We start from the raw sequence: 21,311 nt of genomic DNA on the forward strand, positions 1-21,311 counted from the left end.
CCGGCTCGGGACGGCCCGGCGCGGCGCTCATACCACGTACCGCTGTTCCAGCGCCTTGAACGTCGCCGCATCCAGCACCTTCTGCCGGTCGGCGAACATCATCAGCCGGTCCTCCACGCCCTCGATCGAGCCCTTGGCGTTGAGGCTGCCCAGCACGTCCTGCATCGCCAGCATCGAGGCCTGCAGCGCCGCGTTGGCGTAGCAGATCGCGGCGTAGCCGGCCTGGGCCAGCTCCTCGCGCGGCACGAGCGGTGTCTTGCCCCCGATCACCATGTTGCACAGGTGGATGCCGGGCACCGCCTGCGGGATGGCGAGCAGTTCCTCGCGATTGAGCGGTGCCTCGATGAACAGGAAGTCGGCGCCCGCCTCCTGGTAGGCGCGGGCGCGGTCGAGCGCTGCCTCGAAGCCCTCCACGCCACGCGCGTCGGTGCGCGCGAGGATCATCAGGTCGCCATCGACCCGCGCGTCGACCGCCGCCTTCAGCTTGGCGACCATCTCGGCCTTCGGGATCACGTCCTTGCCGTCGAAGTGGCCGCAGCGCTTGGGGTAGGTCTGGTCCTCGATCATGATAGCGTTGGCGCCCGCGCGCTCCAGCAGCTGGACGGTGCGGCGCGCGTTCAGCGCGTTGCCGAAGCCGGTGTCCGCGTCAGCGAGGATCGGGATGCTCGTCACCTCGCGGATCGCGGCCACATGCGCGGCCAGCTCGGTCACCGACACCAGGCCGATGTCGGGAATGCCCAGGAAAGTGTTCGCCACCGCGGCGCCGCTCACCATCATCGTGGGGAAGCCGGCCGCCTCGATGAAGCGGGCGGTGAGCGCGTTGCCTGCGCCCGCCATCATCAGGCCCGCGCCCGGCTGGAGGATCTCGCGCAGGCGCTTGTTCAGTGCATTGGCCATGGGTTCAACCTTCGATCTTGATGTTGGCCTTGGCCACCAGGGCCCGCCAACGCTCCAGGTCCGACTGGACGACCTGCATCATCTGCTCCGGCGTGCCGCCCACGCCGGTCGTGCCTTCGGCGGCGAACTTGTCGCTGACGGCCTTGAGCTTCAGGACTTCGTTCAGCTCGCGATTGAGCAGGGCGATGACATCGGGCGGCAGGCCCTTCGGTCCGGCCACGGCCTTCCAGTCCACGACCAGGTGCTGCCACCCCTGCTCGGAGAAGGTCGGGATGTCCGGCATCTGGGGCAGGCGCTGCGGGGAGGAGAAGCCGAGCGCGCGCACCTTGCCCGAGCGGATGAACGGGATGGCGAAGGTGGAACTGGTGAACATCAGGTCGCAGGTGCCTGCCAGCACGTCGCTGAACGCCTGCGATGAGCCCTTGTACGGCACGTGCTGGAACTTCACGCCCATCATGAAGGCCAGTTCCTCCATGCCCAGGTGGGCGATGGAGCCGATGCCGGCCGACCCATAGGTGAGCGCGCCGGGGTTCGCCCGGGCTGCGGCGAACAGGTCCGCGGCGCTGCGCAGCGGCGACTTTTCGCTGACCACCACCACGCCCGGATCGCGCGAGACCATCATGATCGGCTGCATGTCGGCGATCGGGTCGTAAGGCACCTTGGAGACCGCCGCCTGGATGGCGTAGGAGCTCGACATGTTCAGGAGGGTGTAGCCATCCGGCCTCGACTTGAGCACGTAGGCCGAGCCGACATTGCCCCCGGCGCCGACCCGGTTCTCCACCACCACCGGCCCCTTCAGCCGCGGCGCGAGCTCCCTGGCCAGCAGGCGGGCGACCACGTCACCGCCGCCCCCGGCCGCGAAGGGCACGACGAAGGTGATCGGCCGGCCGCCGGGATAGCCGGCCTGGGCCCGGGCCGGGAGGGCTGGCAGGCCGCCGCAGGCCGCGAGGCCGGCCTGCAGGAGGTGGCGTCTGAGCATGGTTGTCTCCTCTTTTTCAGCGGATTCTGTCGCCCGGTGATGGTCCTTACAATGGAACCACTGGTCTTATTGAAAAGACCAGAATCCCTTGTGCGTCCATGGCCCAGGTCAACCCCGTCGCCCGCTACCACGTGATCGAGATGGCGCTCGCCGCGCGTATCCGCGACGGTGTCTACGACGCCAGCGGCCTGCCAGGTGAGCGCGCCCTGGCCGAGGAGTTCGGCGCGGCCCGGGTCACGATCCGTTCGGCGCTGGCGCGGCTGCAGGCGCAGGGGCTGGTGGTGCGCAGCGAGCGGCGTGGAACGCTCGCCGCCTCGGGCCGGGGCGTGGCGCAGCGGCGCCTCCTGGGTGACCATGTCGCCGGCTTCCTCGACCGCGGCCGGCCCGACCGGCGCAAGGTCCTGGCCTTCGGCTGGACCGGCGCGAGCCCGGTGATCGCGCAGCAGCTGCGGGTCGCCGAAGGCGACCGGGTCTTGCGGGTGTTGCGCCTGCGTCTGGATGCGATCGGCCCGCTCACGCTCACCGAAGTTTTCGTGACCCGCGACGTGGCGCCCGCGGTGAGCCGCGCCAGCCTGGCACGCAAGGCGTTCGTGGAGCTGATGGAGGCGCACGGCGTTCGCATCCGGGCGGCGGACCAGTCGGTGTCGGCCGAGCCCGCCGACTACCACGTGGCGCAGGCGCTCGGTGTGGCGCACGGTGCGCCGGTCCTCAGGTTGTCTCGTGTGCTGTACGACGCCAAGGGCGTGCCGGTCCAGGTGCTTCAGGGCTGGTACCGGGCCGACCGCTTCGATATCCGCATGCGCATGTCGCACGCCGAGGATGCGACGCGGGTGTGGATCGAGGCGCGCGAGGGCCAGGCTTCCATCCGTGAGGCCTAGGCGCCGAGCGACTCCATCAGCGCCTCGACGCTGCCGAAGCGTCCGATCGCCTCCAGCATGTCCCGCGTCACCGTCATCAGCTTGCGGGTCTCGCCGGATGCCAGTGCCTCGGCCGGGCGCAGCCAGTCGTGTCCCACGATCTCGCGGCCATCGGTCTCGGCCTGCTGGCCCGGGGGCAGGGGAGCCACGTAGAAGTGGGTGTCGAAGCGCTTGGGGCGCGCCAGCGGGGTGATGCGGTGCGCGAAGTGCCGCAGCCGGTCCGGCGCGAGGCGCAGGCCGTGGCGTCCGCACAGGTCGGCCAGGGTGAGGCGGCCCTCGGCCAGCGCCAGGCGTTGCGCTGCGAGGGCGGCGAAGTCCGGGTGAGCGCCGTCGACCAGTTGCCCGAGCCGGTCGTACGCGAACAGGATGCCCGCCTCCTCGAAGCACTCGCGGATCGCCGCTACCGGGTGCGCCTGGCCCGGGTGCTGGGCCTCGTCGAGGGCTTCCACCCGCCCGCCGGGAAAGACCCAGGCGCCGCCGTACTGGTCGGGCGCAGCGGCTCGTTCGACCATCAGCACCTCCAGGCCCTGCGGCCCCTCGCGCACGACGATCACCGTCGCTGCCGGGCGTGCCGGTGGCGGCATGGGGGTCACGGCGGGCTCACTCATGCGTCCACTCCGGCGGTGCGGTACATCCCGTCGCGCGCCTCGCGAACGCGCAGGACACGGCTCGGTTCACCGCGTTGTGCCGCTCGGGGCGGTTGATGGTCACGGTGACCAGACCGTCATCGTGCGACACCAGGACTTCATCGTTCATCGGGTCTCCGGGGGATAACGCCGGCCTGAGCCGGACCAGCCGTACCACGGCATCGTGGGTCATCTTCCTGCATGCGCGCCATCAGATCGCGCACCGATGTCTCCTCGGTGACCGGGCTCGCTGCCTGACCTGCGAACTGGGGCAGGCAGCGGCGTTCCTCCGGTCCAACGAGGCGGGGGCGGTCACCGGGGTGAACCTCCCGGTGGATGGTGGGGGGATGGTGGCGACGCCGTGTGGGGACGTTTGAGGGGACGCGGACGGCTCTTACGTGACCACCACCTCAAGGGGTCTGGGTGCAAGCGGGGTCGCTGGTACTCGAATCGATGTTGACGCCCGAGATCGAGCTGCAGCCCACATTGGTTCGGGTGACGGTGCAGGTTTGCGTGGCCTGCGAGCCAGAAACCTTGCCAGTGATGATGGCCTTGATGGTCACATTGGTCGAGGCGCCTCCCGTGAGCGAGCAGGTGTAGTTGGCGGAATTGCCTTGACCCTGGCAAATCCCGGAGCCCCCTGTGCTCGTGGTGTACGAGATCGTCGTCGTTGCCTGGCTCGCGTTCTTGGGCGGGTTGAAAGAGCCGGAGATCTGGATCGAGCAGGCGCCGGCGCTGGCATTGGGCCAGATGTCGGGACACTCGTCGCTGCTTGTGGACCAGTTGTCCGGGCTGATGCAGAGGTTCTTTCCCGCGTTGTAGGTGAAGGTCCCCGCAATGAGGGTCATCCGCTGCGCACAGGTCTGTGAACCGGAGATCCGCGATATGAGGAAGTCCTGCTTGAAGTAGTCTTGCCCCGTGGGAATCGACGTGTAGAAATCGGTCAGCTTCGACGGCCAGGGATAGCCGCCACGCGTCGTTCCGGTGCCCCCATTTCCGTAGGCGTACTTCAGGGGGGACACCGACTCGGCCATGCCGGTGCTGATGAACACGGGCACGTCGTTGATGGTGTCCTTGCGGAATCCCCGATAGGTTCGGATCGTCGACTCCGTCCATGCCGGGTTGGTCGTCTTGCTGGCATCCGCCACTGATGGATCGCCGACGCAGACGGTGGGGGGAGATCCAGAGTCCGGCAACTGGACGCCGACATTGCCATACCAGCCGGGACCGACGAAACAGGTGTAGTCGAAGTACCGGTACTTTGCACTGCCGCTCGTGGGCAGGGAGTTGGTGGCGGGATCGATGTCGTTGATGTAAACGCACTGCCCCTCGCTCGAGAGGCGCAGATTGACATCCTTCGGTGCTGGCAGGTTGGTGGCCTGAGCGTCGAAGTACACCTTGCCATGGATGGTCGTGAAACTCAAAGCCTGGCCCGCTGCGTTTGGCCTCAGGTAAAGGATGGTCTCCTTGGCGCCGGAGGCGAGCCGAAGGCGCGTGATGTTTTCACTGTCCGTGAATACCTCATAGGCCATGCCCGGCTTGTAGTTCGCCGTGCCCCGGATCGCGTTGCCTGTGGGCCGGATCACGTTTCCTCCCGTCCCGGCTGCCGCCATCACGCCGCGCACGGGGTCATTCCAGGCGATGGCCGAATCCAGCCGAACCGTTTGCTCTTGCCCTGACCGGCCCGTCCACTTCACGTCGACTTCGACCTTGCTGACGAGCAACGGGCTGGACGCCGGCACCGGGTTGTAGGGGTTGAAGTTGACCCGCCACTCACGCTTGAACTGCATGCCATCCGCGTTCGTGGGGGAGTCGGAGCCCGACGCCAGCCGTCCCGTGAACTCCGCCTGGATGCCGTTGTTGCGAAGGTCATCAAGCTTCTCACGCGCCAATGCCAGGGCTTCCGATCGCGCCTTGGACTCCCCAGTTCCTCCGGTCACTTGACCCATCAGCGTCGTCATGCCAAGGACCCCCAGCGAGAGGACCAACAGGGCAACGAGGGTCTCGATGATGAGGAACCCGCGAACGCGTAAGGACGTCGAGATGGTCTGCATGGCGCTAGTCTGGCTCACCAGTCCCTGAAGCTTCCGGGAACGGTGCCCGCCCGCCCCAGCCGTTGGGTCAGGCCCAGGCCGGTGGGGTCGAACACCACCTTGAAGTTGCCGTTGATGGTCACCTGGTTGGCGATCAGCGCGCCATAGATGGTGGGCGATCCGTTGCCACTGACGTTGCCGGTGACCACCACCAGGCCGTTGATGACCGGTGATCCCGTCACATCCCAGTTCCCGTTGATGATGACGATCACCGGCGCGGTGGCGGTTCCCAGGTCCGGGATCTGCGAGCTAACGTTTCCTTCGATCCAGATGACCTGGTTGTAAAGCTTGTCAGTGGGAATGGACCCGACAGAGGTCGCGTTGGTGGCCGAGGCGGCCTTGCTGCCATCCACGGTGTATGTGACTTTGGATGCGCGATAGTCGGCGGGTGCCGATCCCATGAACGTGGCGAAGAACTGCGACGCAGTGAGCGTCGAAAGCGCGGTGTCGTTCGCGATCACGTCGGGACCCACGTTGGTGCCGCTGGAACTGCAAACGTAGTGGTTGGGCGGATTGTTGCAGGACGGGCTGGTGCCCGCGTTGCGGTAGTCGGCCGTTGCCAGCGGGACGGGATCCGAGACGATGTTGCGCACGAAGGTCTTGCCAGTGGCGCTCTGCGTGGGCACGGCGCCACCCGACCAGACCGTCAGGTCGTTGAAGTAGTTCAGAACCGAGCCGCCACCCGTGAGCATGTTGTTGGACCCGAACGTAACGATCGGCGTCGTGATCGAGCCTGAAAGCACAGGGGCGCCAGCCACCAGCTGCACCATGCGCACGACGGTCGTCGAGTCATTGCTCCAGCCGCATGCCACGACCATCGGTGACCGAAGTTCAGCCGAGGCAGGCGGAGTGCAGGCCAGCGCGGGGGTGACCGTCGCCGCACAGGTCGGGGGCGTGGCGGCCGGACTGCAGAACTGGACCCTGTAGTTCGCTCCCCTGAGCAACGACGTCTGGGGTGCGGTCGCACCGGTGCCCGGCGCGAACTCCTCGACCTTCTGGCCGGCGTCGAAATAGCCCATGGCATGGTCCAGGCCGGCCAGCGCCGCCTGGTAGGCCGCTTGAGAACGTACCTCGTTGGCGGAGATCCGCTGCTCGGTGATGCCGCCGCGGGCCGCGTAGAACACGCCCAGGCTGGCGAGCAGGACCAGGATCAGCGTCACATGAAGCACTGCCACGCCGAGCTGGGCAGGTCTGGGATTCAGGTGGGGCATGGCGACTCCCGTCATTGCATCCGGTCGTTGCGCAGTCGTACGGCTGTTTCGAGCGTTCGCGTCGAGCCGGAGTCCTTGGCATGGGCCGCCCTCAGGGTCACGATGACGACACGGACTTCAGCCCGCCCGGTCTGGCCTGCGGGAACCGTGGGGGAGCCGGGTACCAGGGCCGAGGCAGGCAGCTTGGGCGTGCCGGCCGGAGCACCGGCGTTCAAGTCGCACGCGGCGTGGTGGTTGGTGGGTGTCGTCGGCGGCTTGAGCGACAAGTCTTCGGGGGTGAGGTACCAGCGCGTGTAGGTGACACCTGGCGTGCCTGCAGGGTCGAAGGTGTCCGGTGCAAATGCGATGCATTGGGAGCCCCCGGTCTGGAAGGTCACGTCCTGCAAATTGACGGTGCCGGGATAGTTCATCGGCAGCCAGGAGTAGTCCTCGCACTTGGTGATGGCTGCAGTGTTGGAGACCTTGCTGGTGCCCGCCTGGTTCAGGACCATCAAGCGCCTGTTGGTGCTGTCGAACCAGAACCCGAAGAACTCCTGCTCGTCGACGACGCCATCGACATCGAGATCGAAGGTGTAGAGGACACAGCGGTAATCTGCGCTGATGTGGAGGTCCGTGTTGTTGACGCCAGCGGCACTGCTACGCACCATGAACGGGTTGTTCGTCATGCCAGCGGCGGCTCTCCCCCAAAACCCTGCGCGGTGAAGGTCGTTCTCGATCACGCTCATGATCGCCCGCAGGTCCTGGTTGACCCGCGACATCGCGTTGGACGTCGTGGTCGCCCTCAGCGAGTTGACGTAGACCAGGCTGGCGCCCGCGATCAACACGAGCGCGATGGCCACGCCCACCAGGAGCTCCACGAGGCTGAGACCGCGCTGCTGCGTACGCCTCAGCATACCGGGTACCCTCCGAACGCATCGCCAACGGCGCAAACGGTGACCTGACCCACGGCGTTGATGCCAACCCGCAGCTTGTACTTCCCGCCGGAGGATTCCAGCTGCATGCAGGAGTCGCCATCCTTGCAGCCTTGGGTGCTGACGAAGCCTGTGAAGATCCCGCGGAAGTTCGCCACCAGACTTGTCGCCGTCGTCGGGATCGTGGCACCGACGACCTTCGGGTTGGCCATCCTGACCTGGCTGGAGTTGACGGTCGAGCGCAGCTCCTTGGAGTTGTCCGGCTGCGTCCATTCGGTATCGACTTTCCAGGCGGAACCGGTGTCGGATGAATAGATCGTGGTCGTCACGGAGTTCCGCTTCAGCGCCTCGGAGCGCGTCAGCTCCAGCATGTTGACGACGTCGGACGCTTGGGACTTGAGCCGAGTGCGCGCGAGACTGTCGTTGAAGCTCGGCGCGACCAGTGCGACCACGATCCCGAGGATGGACAGTGTGACCATCAACTCGATCATCGTGAATCCGCCACTGCGATCGGCGAGGCGCATCTCACTTGCTCCAGCAGCCGGGAGGCGTGAGGGTCAACTGCGAGGCACTGAGTGCGACCTCGATCGGTTTGCAGCCTGAGTCGTTCTCCTGCGCACCGAGAGGAGTTGCTCTGAGGGTGTAGGCACTCGCGGACGCTCCGCTGGCTTCGAGCTTGTAGTAGCCGTTCGGGCTCATGCACGGCGCGGGCTTGTTGTCCTTGCACACGCCGGCGAAAGCCTCTTTGGCGTCATTGTCCTTGTCGAAGTCGGCCGTGTTGGCGTAGGAGTCCTTCCGGAGCCGGTACTTTTCCTGCGCCAGCTGCGCCGCCTGCAGCATCGTCACCGCCTCCGCACGCCGGCTCTTGCGCACATGCGACTGGTACGACGGGTACGCCACCGCGGCGATGATGCCGATCACGGCCACCACCACCATCAGCTCGATCAGCGTCATCCCTTGCGTCGTCTTCTTCATCGGTTTCCCCATGGACGGACCGCCTTTTCACCGGCGACCGGCCGCGCGGGTTAATAGCTCTTCAGTAATCCCATCATAAGTATTTTGAAAAGAGATGTCACCGTTGGATCAGTCTGTTGTATTACCCGGACCACGCGCGAGTGGCCGTGCCGAGGGAAAACAGGCTCCGGCGGGCCCGCGGGTTTGTTACAAATAGACGGATTCCTTGGATGAACCCGCCGCCATGCCCCTGATCCGCCCGACACCCGCCGCCGTCCTGGCCGCCCTTGCCCTGGTCACCGCCGGATGCGGCGGGGGCGCCGGGGGTGGGGCAGGCCCTTCCGGCGGCGTCGCCACCCCGGCCTCCCACGCACTCGGCGGCACCGTCGCCGGCCTCGCCGGGACCGGCCTGGTCCTGCAGAACAACGCCGGCGACGACCTGCCCGTCGCGGCCGACGGCACCTTCACCTTCGCCACGCTGCTGAACGAAGGCGGGGCCTACGCGGTCACCGTCAAGGCCCAGCCCCGCTTGCCCGTCCAGACCTGCAGCGTTACCGGCGGTTCCGGCACGGTGGCCCAGGCCGCCGTGACCTCCGTCCGCGTGGCCTGCGCGTCGCCCGCGGCCCGGGCGCTGTACGTGGCCAATGCCGGGTCCCAGTCGGTCGCCGCCTTCACCATCGACGCCGCCACCGGCGCGCTGACTCCGCTGGGCGCCGCCCCGGTGGCGGCCGGCCGCGATCCCGCCGGGGTCGCCCTCGACCCGGCGGGGCGCTTCGCCTATGTGGCCAACGCCGGCGACGGCACGGTGTCCGGCTACGCGGTCCAGGCCGGTTCCCTCGCGCTGTCGCCCCTGGCACCCGCGGCCGCCGCCACCACGCCCGCGCCGCAGGGCCTGGTCGTCACGCCCGACGGCCGCCGCGCCTATGTCGGCGACGCCTTCGCCGGCAGCCTCGCCGGCCATGCGCTCGACGCCAGCACGGGCGCGTTCACGCCCCTGGCCGGCTCCCCGTTCAACGCCGGCTCGCGCCCCGCGGCCCTGGCCGTCTCCCCCTCGGGCGCCTGGCTCCTGGCGGCCAACGCCGGCAGCGGCAACGTGAGCGTGTTCGCGGTCGACCCCGCCAGCGGGCGCCTGTCCGCCGCCGCCGGCTCGCCCTTCGCGGCCGGTGCCGCGCCGTCCGCGGTGGTGGTCGAGCCGGGCGAGCGCTTCGCCTACGTGGCCAATCGCCAGTCCGCCACCGTCTCGGCCTTCCGGTTCGATGGCGCCACGGGCGGGCTGGTGCCGGTGACCGGCGCCCCTTCGGTGCCGACGGGGCAGGGCCCGGCCGGCATCGCCGCCGAGCCCCGCGGGCGCTTCCTCTACGTGGCCAATGCCGGCACGCACAACGTTTCGGCTTACCGCCTCGATGCCGTCACCGGCGCGCTCACCGAAATCACCGGCTCGCCCTTCGGCGCCGGCCTGTCGCCGCACTCGGTGCGCATCGACCCGGCGGGACGTTTCGCCTTCGTCACCAACGCCGCCTCCAACACCGTCTCGGTGTTCGCGCTCGATGCCACCACCGGCGCGCTCAGCCCGGTGCCCGGCTCGCCCTTTGGCGCAGGCAATTCGCCCGCCGGGCTGGCCGTGCTGGCGCGCTGAGCCTCCGGGATGACCCGCAGGCTGGGCCGCGACGCCTTTCCTACAATGCCTTGCACCCATTCAACATGGCCGGCGCCCCGACCGGCCCCAGGAGTCGCCCGTGCCCGAGAAGAAAGCCAGCGCCGCCAGCAAGCCGGCGCAGCGCGTGATCAAGAAGTACCCGAACCGGCGCCTCTACGACACCAACACCTCCAGCTACATCACCCTCGCCGAGGTCAAGCAGCTCGTGCTGGACAACCAGCCCTTCGTGGTCCGTGACGCCAAGACCAACGAAGACCTGACCCGCAGCATCCTGCTGCAGATCATCCTGGAAGAAGAGGCGGGCGGCGCTCCGATGTTCAGCGAGGCCGCCCTGGCCAACATCATCCGCTTCTACGGCCACGCGATGCAGGGCTACATGGGCACCTACCTCGAGCGCAACGTCCAGGCCTTCACCGACCTGCAGGCCCGCCTCGCCGAGCAGTCCAAGACGGTCACGCCCGAGATGTGGGCGCAGTTCATGAACATGCAGAACCCCTTCATGCAGGGCCTCATGACGAACTACACCGACCAGTCCAAGGCCATGTTCGACAACATGTTCTCGGCCTTCGGCCTCAAGCGCTAGCCGCCAGGCGGGTCTTTTCCCCGTCTGGGACAATACGGGGATGAGCGACATCGCGGCTTCCCCGTCCCCCTCCACGCCGGCCCCCAAGGTCGGCTTCGTCAGCCTGGGCTGCCCCAAGGCACTCACTGATTCCGAACTGATCCTGACCCAGCTCTCCGCCGAGGGCTACCAGACCTCCAAGACCTTCGAGGGCGCCGACCTGGTGATCGTGAACACCTGCGGCTTCATCGACGACGCCGTCAAGGAAAGCCTCGACACCATCGGCGAGGCCCTGGCCGAGAACGGCAAGGTCATCGTCACCGGCTGTCTGGGCGCGCGCAGCGCCGAGGGCGGCGGCAACCTGGTGCAGCAGATGCATCCCTCGGTGCTGGCCGTCACCGGCCCGCATGCCACGCAGGAGGTGATGGACGCGGTCCATACCCACCTGCCCAAGCCGCACGACCCCTTCCTCGACCTGGTGCCCGGCGGCTTCGGCGAGGCCGGCCTCAAGCTCACCCCCCGGCATTACGCCTACCTCAAGATCAGCGAGGGCTGCAACCACCGCTGCACCTTCTGCATCATCCCCTCCATGCGCGGCGACCTGGTGAGCCGCCCCATCGGCGATGTGCTGAAGGAAGCCCGCGCGCTGTTCGAGGGCGGGGTCAAGGAACTGCTGGTGATCAGCCAGGACACCTCGGCCTACGGCGTCGACGTGAAGTACCGCACCGGCTTCCACGACGGCCGCCCCGTGCGCACCCGCCTGCTCGAGCTGGCCCAGGCCCTGGGCGAGATTGCCGAGCCCTACGGCGCCTGGGTGCGCCTGCACTACGTCTACCCGTATCCCTCGGTGGACGAGGTCATCCCCCTCATGGCCAGCGGCCGGGTCCTGCCGTACCTCGACGTGCCTTTCCAGCACAGCCACCCCGAGGTCCTGCGCCGGATGAAGCGCCCGGCCTGCGGCGAGAAGAACCTGGAGCGCATCCTGCGCTGGCGCGAGGCCTGCCCGGAGCTCGTGATCCGCAGCACCTTCATCGCCGGCTTCCCCGGCGAGACCGAGGAGGAGTTCCAGCACCTGCTCGATTTCATGCGTGAGGCGCGCATCGACCGCGCCGGCTGCTTCGCCTACAGCGACATCGACGGCGCCGCCGCCAACCAGTTGCCCGGCATGCTGCCCAAGGAACTGCGTGAGGAGCGGCGCGCCCGCTTCATGGCCGTGGCCGAGGAGGTCTCGGCCGCCAAGCTGCGCGAGCGCGTCGGCGCGACCATGCAGGTGCTGGTGGACTCGGCCCCGGCGCTGGGCCGCAAGGGTGGGGTGGGGCGCTCGTACGCGGATGCGCCCGAGATCGACGGCGTCGTGAAGCTGCTGCCGCCCGAGAAACTGAGCAAGCAGCTCAAGGTGGGCGAGTTCACGAAGGCGCGCATCGTCGGGACTGAGGGCCACGACCTGGTGGCCCTGCCGATCTGAGCCGCGCGCGCAATCGCCGCGCCAAGGAAAAGGCCGCTCCGGGGAGCGGCCTTTTTTCATGTTTAGCCAGGCACAAAAACAAAAGCCGGCTTGCGCCGGCTGTTGTCATTTGTGTCTTGGTGCCCAGGAGAGGACTCGAACCTCCACGATGTTACTCGCTAGTACCTGAAACTAGTGCGTCTACCAATTCCGCCACCTGGGCCAACAAAGAGTTTTTCCTAAGCCTTCAAAGCACGCCATGCGCGCTTATGATTGGTGCCCAGGAGAGGACTCGAACCTCCACGATGTTACTCGCTAGTACCTGAAACTAGTGCGTCTACCAATTCCGCCACCTGGGCATTTCAGGAAAAACAAGATTGTATATCAAAAACTCAGCCTCCTCGGAAAATCACATCCTCGATGAGATCGAGGGCGTCATCCAGGGGCATCGGGATGGCCATGGCTTCGTCGTTCGCGACGATGGCGAGGCCGACCTTTACCTTCCTCCCAACGAGATGCGCGCCGTCCTGCACAAGGACCGGGTCAAGGCCCGCGTGGTGCGCCACGACCGCCGCGGCCGGCCCGAGGGCCGGGTGCTCGAGATCGTCGAGCGCCCCGCGCATCCCATCATCGGCCGCCTTCTGCACGAGAGCGGCGTGTGGCTGGTGGCGCCCGAGGACAAGCGCTACGGCCAGGACATCCTCATTCCCAAAGGCCTGACCGGCACCGCCAAGACCGGCCAGGTCGTGGTGATCGAACTCACCGAGCCGCCCAGCCTCTACGGCCAGCCCGTGGGCCGCGTGAAGGAAGTGCTCGGCGAGATCGACGACCCCGGCATGGAGATCGATATCGCGGTGCGCAAGTACGGCGTGCCGCACGAGTTCTCCGAGGCCTGCATCGCCCTGGCCCGCACCCTGCCGGACAAGGTCCGCCCGCAGGACAAGAAGCACCGGGTCAACCTCACCGACGTGCCCCTGGTCACCATCGACGGCGAGGACGCCCGCGACTTCGACGACGCCGTCTACTGCGAGCCCGCCAAGGTCGGCCGAGGCAAGGGCTGGCGCCTGCTGGTGGCCATCGCCGACGTGAGCCACTACGTGGAGACCGGCAGCGCCATCGACATCGACGCCTACGAGCGCGCCACCAGCGTCTACTTCCCGCGCCGCGTGATCCCCATGCTGCCGGAGAAGCTGTCCAACGGCCTGTGCTCCCTCAACCCCGACGTCGACCGCCTGTGCATGGTCTGTGACATGCTGATCGCCGACAGCGGCGAGATCGCGGCCTACCAGTTCTACCCGGCGGTGATGCACTCGCACGCCCGCTTCACCTACACCGAGGTCGCGGCCATCCTGGCCAACACCCGCGGCCCCGAGGCCCAGCGCCGCAAGGACCGCGTGGGCGACCTGATCAACCTGCACGATGTCTACCGCGCGCTGCTCAAGGCGCGCGAGGCGCGCGGCGCGGTCGACTTCGACACCACCGAGACCCAGATCGTCTGCGACGAGAACGGCCGCATCGAGAAGATCGTGCCGCGCGTGCGCAACGACGCGCACAAGCTGATCGAGGAGGCCATGCTGGCCGCCAACGTCTGCAGCGCCGACTTCATCCAGCAAAGCAAGCACCCGGGCCTGTTCCGCGTGCACGAGGGGCCCACGCCCGAGAAGAAGGACATCCTGCGTGCCTACCTGAAGGCGCTGGGCGTGGGCATGTCGGTCTCCGAGGAGCCGCTGCCCGCCGAGTTCCAGAAGATCGCCCTGGCCACCAAGGACCGCCCCGACGCGCAGCAGATCCAGACCATGCTGCTGCGGTCCATGCAGCAGGCGATCTACACGCCGATCAACAGCGGGCACTTCGGCCTGGCGTACGACGCCTACACCCACTTCACCAGCCCGATCCGCCGTTACCCCGACCTGCTGGTGCACCGCGTGATCAAGGCCATCCTGGGCGAGCGCAAGTACGAGCTGCCGGCCCTGCCCACCCCGGGCGAGGCCCACGAGAAGCTGGCCCGGCGCCTGGCCAGCCGGGCCCCGGCCCACACCCAGAAGCCGAAGAAGCCCACCGGCAACTTCCGCGAGCTGCAGGCCTGGGAGGCTGCCGGCCTGCATTGCAGCGCCAATGAGCGACGGGCCGACGAGGCCAGCCGCGACGTCGAGGCATGGCTCAAGTGCAAGTACATGCGCGAGCACCTGGGCGAGGAGTATTCCGGCGTGGTCACGGCGGCGACCAGCTTCGGCATCTTCGTCACGCTGGACCAGCTGTATGTCGAGGGCCTGGTGCACATCACCGAGCTGGGCGGCGAGTACTTCAAGTTCGACGAGGCCCGCCAGGAGCTGCGCGGCGAGCGCACCGGCATCCGCTACGCCATCGGCACGCGGGTGCAGGTGCAGGTCTCTCGCGTGGACCTCGACGGCCGCAAGATAGACTTCCGCCTCGTGCGCGAAGGCGAGGAGCTCGCCCAGCGCTCCGGCAAGGACAAGCCCGCCTCCGGTGGCACGCCGGCCAAGGCCTCCGACAAGAAGCGCGCCGCCCGCAAGGCGGCGCAGGCGCCGACCCCCGGCGAGCGCGAACGCTCGCCGATCCAGGCGCTGAAGGCCGCTGTCAAGAAGGCCGCCTCGCGCGGCAAGGGCAAACCGAAGAAGAACCGGCGCTGAAGGCGCCCCATCCCGTCATCACCCCAGGAGACAAGAAGAAATGACAGCCAGTTCCCACGGCAGGATCGCGATCGTCACCGGCGGCGGCACCGGCATCGGCAAGGCCGCTGCCCTGGCCCTGCTCGGCGACGGCTGGCGCGTGGCCATCGCCGGCCGCCGCCCCGAGCCCCTGCACCAGGCCATCGAGGAGAGCGGCGCCGGCGACCGGGCCATCGCCGTACCGACCGACGTGACCGACCCGGCCTCCGTCGAGGCCCTGTTCGCCGCCACCGTCAAGCAGTGGGGCCGGGTGGACATGCTGTTCAACAACGCCGGCATCGGCTCCTCGGGCGTGCTGCTCGAAGACCTTTCCATCGACCACTGGAAGCGCGTGGTCGACACCAACCTGAACGGCATGTTCTATTGCCTGCAGCAGGCCTTCAAGGTGATGAAGGCGCAGAGCCCGCAGGGCGGTCGCATCATCAACAACGGCTCGATCTCCGCGCACGCGCCGCGGCCCAACTCCATCGCCTACACCGCCACCAAGCATGCGGTGATGGGCCTGACCAAGACCGCCGCGCTCGATGGCCGCAAGTACGACATCGCCGTCGGCCAGATCGACGTGGGCAACGCCGGCACCGAGCTGGCCCAGCGCATGACGCAGGGCGTGCCCCAGGCCAACGGAGAAATCGCGGTCGAGCCGCTGATGGACGTGCGGCTGGTCGGCGAGTCCGTCCTCTACATGGCGAACCTGCCGCCCAGCGCCAACGTCCTGTTCCACACGGTCATGGCCACGAAGATGCCCTTCGTGGGCCGGGGCTGATCAGGCCACCTCGATGCGGCGCGCGCTGGGCGCTGCCTGCTTGGGCAGCACCAGCTTGAGGATCCCGTTCTCGTAGCGGGCCTGCGCGCCGGCCTCGTCCACCGCCTGCGGCAGCGAGAAGCTGCGGGACACCGAGCCGAAGTAGCGCTCGCTGCGCAGCACCTTCTCGTCGCGCTTCTGCTCGTCGGCCTGGCGCACCTCGGCGCTGATGCTGACCACGTTGCCGTCCACGCTGACGTGGATGTCCTTCTTGTCGACGCCGGGCATGACGGCGTTCACCTCGTAGGCCCGCTCGGTTTCCTTCACGTCGATCGCGACCTGCGAGGGCGCGGGCAGCGGGTCGCCGTGCAGCGGACGCACGAAGAAGCCGGGTGCCATGTCCTTGAAGAAGTCGTCGAACAAGCTGCCGCGGGTGGTGAGCGAACTCATGGAAGCCTCCTGTGGGTTGGGATGGTCGAATTGACTACTTTCACCATAGGGACGGCATTTCGCGCTTTCAAGCGGCCGGCGCGGGCCCGTTGACCTGCCTCAAATCCGGCGCGCCAGCGCCCCGGCCGTGAGCGCCTCGCCCTCCGGCCAGTGATCCGCCGCCGCGCCGTGCGTCCAGGCCGCGTCGCTGGCCGCCTCGAAGGCCGGCTCTCCCGCTGCCAGCCGCGCCGCCAGCACGCCGGCGAGCACGTCCCCCGTGCCGGCGCTGGCCAGGCGGGCGTTGCCGGTGGGGTTCACCTGGGGCGTGCGGCCGGGGGCGGCGATCACCGTGCCCGAACCCTTGAGGAGGGCGACCGCATGGAAGCGGTCCGCCAGCGCGCGCGCCGCCGCCAGACGGTCCGCCTGCACCTGCGCGGCGGACAGCCCCAGCAGGCGCGCCGCCTCCAGCGGGTGCGGGGTCAGCACGGTGGGCCGGTCATGGCGCGCGCCACGGGCGCGCAGCAGCGCCTGCAGGTGCGGGTCGGCGGCGATCGCGTTGAGGGCGTCGGCATCCAGCACCAGCGAGCGGGCCGACGCCAGCGCGCGGGGCAGCAGCCCGCGCACGGTATCGCCGCCGCCGCAGCCGCAGGCCAGGTGCAGGTCGGCGAAGTCCAGCGTGTCGACCGGGCGCAGCATCAGCTCGGGCTGCGAGGTGTCCACCGCGACGCGGCCGCCATCGAGCAGGCCGACGAAGACGCGGCCCGCCCCGGCATGCAGCGCGGCGCTCGCGGCCAGCAGGGCGGCGCCCGTCATGCCGGGCGCGCCGCCGACCACGGCGACGTCGCCCCAGCTGCCCTTGTGCGAGGCGTGCGGGCGCGGGGCGGGCCTGGGGGCGGGGGAGAGGCGGGCGGTCGGTGGCAGCGACGGCGCGACGCCGAGGTCGTCGAACCACACCTGCCCGGCCAGGTCCCGCCCGTGGGCGGTGAACAGGCCCGGCTTGAGCGTGAGCAGCGAGAGCGTGTGGTGGGCGCGGACCGCCTCGCCCTGGCCGGTGTCGGCGTCCAGGCCCGAGGGCAGGTCGACCGCGAGGACCGGGGCGGCGCCGGCCGCCATCGCCGCGCGCCAGCGCGCGCCGGCGCCTTCGAGCGGGCGGCCGGCGCCCAGGCCGAAGAGGGCGTCGATGGCGAGGTCCCAGTGCGCGGGCGGCGCCTCGGCGAAGGTCACGCCGGCTTCGCGGGCGCGGGCCAGCGAGGCTGCGGCGTCGGCCGGCAGGCGGGCTTCCTCACCGAGCCAGGTGACCACGGGGGAACGGCCCCAGGCCTGCAGGTGCATCGCGGCCTCGAAGCCGTCGCCGCCGTTGTTGCCGGGGCCGCAGGCGACCCAGGTGGTGCGGGCATGCGGCGCCAGGGCCAGCGCCAGGCGCGCCACGGCCAGGCCGGCGCGCTGCATCAGCGTGTGCGGGGGAAGGGTGGCCGCCGCCTGCGCCTCGAGGCGGCGGCTGGCGTCGATGTCGAACAGGGGCCAGGCCCGGCCCGGGGTGATGCGGTCCATGGCGGGATCGTAGCGCCGCTGGCGCCACCACCGCCGCCGCCTCAGGCGCGAAGCCTGGAGACGTCCAGCCCCTCGGGGTCGATCGCGGGGGCGCGGCCGGCGATGCGGTCCGCCAGCAGGCGCGCGCTGCCGCAGGACAGGGCCCAGCCGCTCGAGCCATGCCCCAGGTTCAGCCAGACCCCGGGCAGTCCGCTGGCGCCGACCACAGGGGGGCCGTCGGGCAGCATCGGGCGGGCGCCCTTCCAGGCCTGCACCGCGAGGCCGGGGCCGGAGAGCTGGGCGCCGCGCGGAAACCAGTCCTGCAGCACCTGGTAGAGGGTGCGCAGGGCGCCGGGGTGGTGCGTATCGGCGCGGCCCCCGAGCTGGGCGCTGCCGGCCACGCGCAGGCGGTTGCCCAGGCGCGAGATCGCCACCTTGTAGCGTTCGTCCATCAGGCCGCTGCGCGGGGCGTCGAGGGACTCGGCGACGGCGGCGGTGATGGAGTAGCCGTACACGCGGGCCAGCGGCAGCTTCAGGCCGGCCCGTGCCAGCAGGCCGGCCGAGCCGGCGCCGCCGCACATCACGACCGCGTCGAAGGCCTGCGCCTGCGAGGGCTCGCCGCCGGTGGAGACCTGCAGGGTGGTCGGCTCGGCGCGCGCCAGCGGTGCGACATTGGACTGGAAGACGAAGCGCGCGCCCAGGGCCTCGGCCTCCTTCTTCAGCTGCATCGCGAACTGGCGGCAGTTGCCCACGCCGTCGTCGGGCAGGTGGATGGCCGCGGCCAGGGCCTGCCCGGGGTTGAGGGCGGGCTCGACCGCGCGCGCCGCGGCGCCATCGATCTCCTCGAAGCGCACGCCGGCTTCACGCAGCACCGCCAGCCCGGGCTGCACCATCGCCTGCTCGCGTTCGGACCGCAGCAGCACCAGGTAGCCGGCGCTGCGGTCGTACGGCAGGTGCAGGCACGCGGTGAGTTCGTCCATGCGCTGGCGGCTGTAGAAGGCCAGGCGCTGCAGGCGCGCGCGGTTGGCGCGGTAGGTGTCCGGGTCGCAGGCGCGCCACCAGCGCAGCATCCAGCCCATCTCCTGCCAGGACAGCGGCCACGACAGCCGAACCGCCGCATGCGCCCCGAACATCTGCCCGAGCACCTTGCGGGGCATACCCGGCGCGGCCCAGGGCGTGACATAGCCCGGGGCGACCACGCCGGCATTACCGAAGCTGGCCTCCTCGGCGACGGAGGCGTGGCGCTCGAAGACGGTGACCTCGTGGCCGTCCGCCGCGAGCTCGTAGGCCGTGGTGACGCCGACGATGCCGGCGCCGATGATCGCGACCCTCATGCCCGGGCGTCCTGCGCGCGCAGGGCGGCCTCGGCCTGCAGGGCCACGTTCAGCAGGGTGTCGTCGTGCAGGGCACCGTGCCACAGCATCAGGCCCGCCGGCAGCTCGCCGGGCGCCTGGCAGGGCAGGGAGATCGCGCAGCCATCCAGGAAGTTGACCGTGCTCGGGTTGCGAAGCAGCAAGCCGTTCACGCGGAAGAAGGCCTCGTCGCGCTCGGCGCCGGGCGCGACCTCGGCGATGGCGGGGGCGGTGATCGGCACGGTGGGCGAGAGCAGGGCGTCGAAGCCCTCGAGCGCGCGGCCCACGCAGGCCTGCCAGTCGGCGCGGGCGCGCACCAGGTCGATGTACTCGTGGGCCTTCATGCCGGCGCCGCGCTCGATGCGCGCGCGCACCCGCGGGTCGTAGGCGTCGGCATGGCGCGCCAGCAGCGGGCGGTGCCAGGCGTAGCTTTCGGCGGGGGAGAAACCGCCGGTGGCGTTGATGCCGGCCAGCTCGCCCAGTTCGGGCAGGGCGATGGCCTCGATGCGGGCGCCGGCATCGCGCAGCGTGGCCAGGGCGCGCTCGAAGGCGCGGGCCACGGCGGGCTCCAGGGCGTCGAGCATCAGGGTCTGCGGCACCGCCAGGCGGTAGGCCGACAGCGGGGCGCCGCTGCGCACGACCCGGCGGGCGGCCAGCACCTCGTGGGCCAGGACGGCGTCGCGCACCGAGCGGGTGATCGCGCAGGCCGTATCCAGCGTGGTGGACAGGGGCAGGGCGCCCTCCAGCGGCGTGAGGCGGGCCGTGTTCTTGAAGCCGACCAGGCCGCACAGGGCTGCCGGGATGCGGATGGAGCCGCCAGTGTCCGAGCCCAGGCCGATGAAGGCCGCGCCGGTGGCCACCGAAACCGCCGCGCCGCTGGACGAGCCGCCCGGGATGCGGGCGACCTCGCGGTCCGCCGGGTTGGCGGGGGTGCCGTGGTGCGGGTTGGTGCCGACGCCGGAGAAGGCGAACTCGCTCATGTTCGTGCGGCCCAGGACCACGCCGCCGGCGGCCGTGAGCCGGGTCACGGCGCGGGCGTCCCGGGGGGCGGGCGGCGCGTCGGCCAGCACCCGCGAGGCGGCCGGGGTGGGCTGGCCGGCCAGGTCGAACAGGTCCTTGACCGACACCGGCAGGCCGCCCAGGGGCGCGGCGGCGCGCCAGGACTCGGCCGCCTGCTGGCGGGCCGCCTCGGGGAACAGGGCCAGGAATGCGTGGGCGCAGGCCGGGGCGGCGGCGGCATCCAGCGCGCGCCCGGTTTCGGCGGCGGCGGTGGTGCGCCCGGCGCGCAGGGCCTCCAGCGTGGCGGTCAGGTCGGGGAGCCGGGGCGGCAGGGTCTGCATGGGCGCGGTGTGTTAAACTCTTTGGGCTTTGCTGGACGCCGGCCGCATGGTGCGACAGGCGCAGACCCGCAGAGCAAATCGCGAATCCCTCCCATCAAGGTGCTGGCTGTATCCGGACGTATCCGGGGCCGGTTTTCGGGGGCGGATTTTAGACCCAACCTTCAAGGAATCCCCATGTCCGTCACGATGCGTGAAATGCTGGAAGCCGGTGTCCACTTCGGTCACCAGACCCGCTTCTGGAACCCCAAGATGGCTCCGTTCATCTTCGGCCACCGCAACAAGATCCACATCATCAACCTGGAAAAGTCGCTGCCGATGTTCCAGGAGGCGATGAAGTTCGCCAAGCAGCTGTCCGCCAACCGCGGCACCATCCTGATGGTGGGCACCAAGCGCCAGGCCCGTGAGCTGGTGGCTGCCGAAGCCCGCCGCGCCGGCGTTCCCTTCGTCGACCAGCGCTGGCTGGGCGGCATGCTGACCAACTTCAAGACGGTCAAGACCTCGATCAAGCGCCTGAAGGACATGAAGGCCCAGCAGGAAGCCGGCCTGGAGTCCATGTCCAAGAAGGAACAGCTGATGTTCGCCCGCGAGATGGAAAAGCTCGAGAAGGACATCGGCGGCATCCAGGACATGAACACCCTGCCCGACGCCATCTTCGTGATCGACGTGGGCTTCCACAAGATCGCCGTGGCCGAGGCCAAGAAGCTGGGCATCCCCCTGATCGGCGTGGTGGACTCCAACCACTCCCCCGAGGGCATCGACTACGTCATCCCCGGCAACGACGACTCCTCCAAGGCCGTCACCCTGTACGCCCGTGGCATCGCCGACGCGATCCTGGAAGGCCGCGCCAACGCCGTCAATGACGTCGTCAAGGCCGTGGCCGAAGGCGGCGACGAGTTCGTGGAAGTGGCCGAAGGCGCCTGATCGCCCCACGAGCCGATTCGCACGGCAGACAAAGGGGCTCGCGAGCCCCTTTTTTA

General features: G+C 69.3%; 20 protein-coding genes and 2 tRNA genes. 7 read left to right on the forward strand and 15 right to left on the reverse strand.

Features of this window, described 5'->3' with window-relative positions:
- Positions 1-27: 27 nt before the first annotated feature.
- Both ACT80S_RS12465 and ACT80S_RS12470 read right to left on the reverse strand, forming a co-directional pair.
- A complete protein-coding gene (locus ACT80S_RS12465; protein WP_377416184.1) occupies positions 28-897 on the reverse strand; it encodes an isocitrate lyase/PEP mutase family protein in 870 nt (289 codons plus the stop codon).
- A gap of 4 nt (positions 898-901) precedes the next feature.
- Positions 902-1,876, reverse strand: a complete 975-nt coding sequence (locus ACT80S_RS12470) for a Bug family tripartite tricarboxylate transporter substrate binding protein (RefSeq protein ID WP_377416186.1) — start codon at positions 1,874-1,876, stop codon at positions 902-904.
- A 98-nt stretch (positions 1,877-1,974) separates the two neighbouring features.
- On the opposite strand from ACT80S_RS12470, the gene ACT80S_RS12475 reads away from it, so the two are divergent.
- A complete protein-coding gene (locus ACT80S_RS12475; protein WP_377416188.1) occupies positions 1,975-2,754 on the forward strand; it encodes a GntR family transcriptional regulator in 780 nt (259 codons plus the stop codon).
- On the opposite strand, the gene ACT80S_RS12480 is transcribed toward ACT80S_RS12475, so the two are convergent.
- The 7 genes from ACT80S_RS12480 to ACT80S_RS12510 form a co-directional block, all read right to left on the reverse strand.
- Positions 2,751-3,401, reverse strand: coding sequence for an NUDIX hydrolase (locus ACT80S_RS12480; protein ID WP_377416190.1), 651 nt, complete (start codon positions 3,399-3,401; stop codon positions 2,751-2,753). The genes ACT80S_RS12475 and ACT80S_RS12480 overlap by 4 nt on opposite strands.
- Positions 3,394-3,549 (reverse strand): hypothetical protein, encoded by a 156-nt coding sequence (locus ACT80S_RS12485; protein WP_377416192.1) that lies wholly within the window; start codon positions 3,547-3,549, stop codon positions 3,394-3,396. The genes ACT80S_RS12480 and ACT80S_RS12485 overlap by 8 nt, the downstream gene beginning before the upstream one ends.
- A 280-nt stretch (positions 3,550-3,829) precedes the next feature.
- Positions 3,830-5,473, reverse strand: a complete 1,644-nt coding sequence (locus ACT80S_RS12490; RefSeq protein WP_377416194.1) for a hypothetical protein — start codon at positions 5,471-5,473, stop codon at positions 3,830-3,832.
- 14 nt (positions 5,474-5,487) lie between these two features.
- Positions 5,488-6,723, reverse strand: coding sequence for a PilX N-terminal domain-containing pilus assembly protein (locus tag ACT80S_RS12495; protein WP_377416196.1), 1,236 nt, complete (start codon positions 6,721-6,723; stop codon positions 5,488-5,490).
- Positions 6,724-6,734: 11 nt separating this feature from the next.
- Positions 6,735-7,616: a PilW family protein gene (locus ACT80S_RS12500; protein WP_377416198.1), complete on the reverse strand. Its 882-nt coding sequence runs from the start codon at positions 7,614-7,616 to the stop codon at positions 6,735-6,737.
- Complete coding sequence (locus tag ACT80S_RS12505) at positions 7,610-8,158, reverse strand: GspH/FimT family pseudopilin (RefSeq protein WP_377416200.1); 549 nt, start codon at positions 8,156-8,158, stop codon at positions 7,610-7,612. Before ACT80S_RS12505 ends, ACT80S_RS12500 begins: the two co-directional genes overlap by 7 nt.
- Before the next feature lies 1 nt (position 8,159).
- Entirely contained in the window at positions 8,160-8,609 is a 450-nt protein-coding gene (locus ACT80S_RS12510) for a type IV pilin protein (RefSeq protein ID WP_377416202.1), read from the reverse strand.
- Between the two features lie 223 nt (positions 8,610-8,832).
- Here ACT80S_RS12510 and ACT80S_RS12515 point away from each other — a divergent pair, with 223 nt between their 5' ends.
- The 3 genes from ACT80S_RS12515 to rimO all read left to right on the forward strand — a co-directional run bounded on the left by ACT80S_RS12515 (position 8,833) and on the right by rimO (position 12,272).
- On the forward strand, positions 8,833-10,224 hold the full coding sequence (locus ACT80S_RS12515; RefSeq protein WP_377416204.1) for a lactonase family protein: 1,392 nt from the start codon (positions 8,833-8,835) through the stop codon (positions 10,222-10,224).
- Between the two features lie 100 nt (positions 10,225-10,324).
- Positions 10,325-10,828, forward strand: coding sequence for a polyhydroxyalkanoate synthesis repressor PhaR (gene phaR / locus ACT80S_RS12520; RefSeq protein WP_377416206.1), 504 nt, complete (start codon positions 10,325-10,327; stop codon positions 10,826-10,828).
- Positions 10,829-10,868: 40 nt separating this feature from the next.
- Complete coding sequence (gene rimO / locus ACT80S_RS12525; RefSeq protein ID WP_377416208.1) at positions 10,869-12,272, forward strand: 30S ribosomal protein S12 methylthiotransferase RimO; 1,404 nt, start codon at positions 10,869-10,871, stop codon at positions 12,270-12,272.
- 117 nt (positions 12,273-12,389) lie between these two features.
- Here rimO and ACT80S_RS12530 read toward each other — a convergent pair.
- Together ACT80S_RS12530 and ACT80S_RS12535 are read right to left on the reverse strand one after the other, a co-directional pair.
- A tRNA-Leu gene (locus tag ACT80S_RS12530) sits at positions 12,390-12,474 on the reverse strand.
- Between the two features lie 51 nt (positions 12,475-12,525).
- Positions 12,526-12,610: transfer RNA gene (locus tag ACT80S_RS12535), tRNA-Leu, on the reverse strand.
- Positions 12,611-12,628: 18 nt separating this feature from the next.
- On the opposite strand from ACT80S_RS12535, the gene rnr reads away from it, so the two are divergent.
- Both rnr and ACT80S_RS12545 read left to right on the forward strand, forming a co-directional pair.
- Positions 12,629-14,902 carry a ribonuclease R gene (gene rnr, locus ACT80S_RS12540; RefSeq protein WP_377416210.1) on the forward strand — a complete coding sequence of 758 codons (2,274 nt, stop codon included), beginning with the start codon at positions 12,629-12,631 and terminating at the stop codon, positions 14,900-14,902.
- Positions 14,903-14,942: 40 nt separating this feature from the next.
- Positions 14,943-15,704, forward strand: coding sequence for an SDR family oxidoreductase (locus ACT80S_RS12545; RefSeq protein WP_377416212.1), 762 nt, complete (start codon positions 14,943-14,945; stop codon positions 15,702-15,704).
- Here the strand turns inward: ACT80S_RS12545 and ACT80S_RS12550 are convergent, their stop codons facing one another.
- From ACT80S_RS12550 to ACT80S_RS12565, 4 genes are all read right to left on the reverse strand, one after another.
- Positions 15,705-16,133, reverse strand: a complete 429-nt coding sequence (locus ACT80S_RS12550) for an Hsp20/alpha crystallin family protein (protein ID WP_377416214.1) — start codon at positions 16,131-16,133, stop codon at positions 15,705-15,707.
- A 99-nt stretch (positions 16,134-16,232) separates the two neighbouring features.
- A complete protein-coding gene (locus ACT80S_RS12555) occupies positions 16,233-17,663 on the reverse strand; it encodes an NAD(P)H-hydrate dehydratase (RefSeq protein WP_377416216.1) in 1,431 nt (476 codons plus the stop codon).
- A gap of 41 nt (positions 17,664-17,704) precedes the next feature.
- Positions 17,705-18,976 carry a D-amino acid dehydrogenase gene (locus tag ACT80S_RS12560; RefSeq protein WP_377416218.1) on the reverse strand — a complete coding sequence of 424 codons (1,272 nt, stop codon included), beginning with the start codon at positions 18,974-18,976 and terminating at the stop codon, positions 17,705-17,707.
- On the reverse strand, positions 18,973-20,334 hold the full coding sequence (locus ACT80S_RS12565) for an amidase (protein WP_377416220.1): 1,362 nt from the start codon (positions 20,332-20,334) through the stop codon (positions 18,973-18,975). The genes ACT80S_RS12560 and ACT80S_RS12565 overlap by 4 nt, the downstream gene beginning before the upstream one ends.
- Before the next feature lie 174 nt (positions 20,335-20,508).
- Between ACT80S_RS12565 and rpsB the strand changes: the two genes are divergently transcribed.
- Positions 20,509-21,255, forward strand: coding sequence for a 30S ribosomal protein S2 (rpsB, locus tag ACT80S_RS12570; protein ID WP_377416222.1), 747 nt, complete (start codon positions 20,509-20,511; stop codon positions 21,253-21,255).
- Positions 21,256-21,311: the final 56 nt, after the last annotated feature.

The organism is Ramlibacter sp. MAHUQ-53, from assembly GCF_052600055.1.

Coding starts and splice junctions, on each gene's coding strand:
- ACT80S_RS12495 (WP_377416196.1), bottom strand. CDS start 6,723: ATGCCCCACCTGAATCCCAGACCTGCCCAGCTCGGCGTGGCAGTGCTT.
- ACT80S_RS12485 (WP_377416192.1), bottom strand. CDS start 3,549: ATGAACGATGAAGTCCTGGTGTCGCACGATGACGGTCTGGTCACCGTG.
- ACT80S_RS12490 (WP_377416194.1), bottom strand. CDS start 5,473: ATGCAGACCATCTCGACGTCCTTACGCGTTCGCGGGTTCCTCATCATC.
- ACT80S_RS12555 (WP_377416216.1), bottom strand. CDS start 17,663: ATGGACCGCATCACCCCGGGCCGGGCCTGGCCCCTGTTCGACATCGAC.
- ACT80S_RS12565 (WP_377416220.1), bottom strand. CDS start 20,334: ATGCAGACCCTGCCGCCCCGGCTCCCCGACCTGACCGCCACGCTGGAG.
- ACT80S_RS12475 (WP_377416188.1), top strand. CDS start 1,975: ATGGCCCAGGTCAACCCCGTCGCCCGCTACCACGTGATCGAGATGGCG.
- ACT80S_RS12545 (WP_377416212.1), top strand. CDS start 14,943: ATGACAGCCAGTTCCCACGGCAGGATCGCGATCGTCACCGGCGGCGGC.
- ACT80S_RS12465 (WP_377416184.1), bottom strand. CDS start 897: ATGGCCAATGCACTGAACAAGCGCCTGCGCGAGATCCTCCAGCCGGGC.
- ACT80S_RS12510 (WP_377416202.1), bottom strand. CDS start 8,609: ATGAAGAAGACGACGCAAGGGATGACGCTGATCGAGCTGATGGTGGTG.
- ACT80S_RS12515 (WP_377416204.1), top strand. CDS start 8,833: ATGCCCCTGATCCGCCCGACACCCGCCGCCGTCCTGGCCGCCCTTGCC.
- rpsB (WP_377416222.1), top strand. CDS start 20,509: ATGTCCGTCACGATGCGTGAAATGCTGGAAGCCGGTGTCCACTTCGGT.
- ACT80S_RS12470 (WP_377416186.1), bottom strand. CDS start 1,876: ATGCTCAGACGCCACCTCCTGCAGGCCGGCCTCGCGGCCTGCGGCGGC.
- ACT80S_RS12480 (WP_377416190.1), bottom strand. CDS start 3,401: ATGAGTGAGCCCGCCGTGACCCCCATGCCGCCACCGGCACGCCCGGCA.
- ACT80S_RS12560 (WP_377416218.1), bottom strand. CDS start 18,976: ATGAGGGTCGCGATCATCGGCGCCGGCATCGTCGGCGTCACCACGGCC.
- rimO (WP_377416208.1), top strand. CDS start 10,869: ATGAGCGACATCGCGGCTTCCCCGTCCCCCTCCACGCCGGCCCCCAAG.
- ACT80S_RS12550 (WP_377416214.1), bottom strand. CDS start 16,133: ATGAGTTCGCTCACCACCCGCGGCAGCTTGTTCGACGACTTCTTCAAG.
- ACT80S_RS12500 (WP_377416198.1), bottom strand. CDS start 7,616: ATGCTGAGGCGTACGCAGCAGCGCGGTCTCAGCCTCGTGGAGCTCCTG.
- ACT80S_RS12505 (WP_377416200.1), bottom strand. CDS start 8,158: ATGCGCCTCGCCGATCGCAGTGGCGGATTCACGATGATCGAGTTGATG.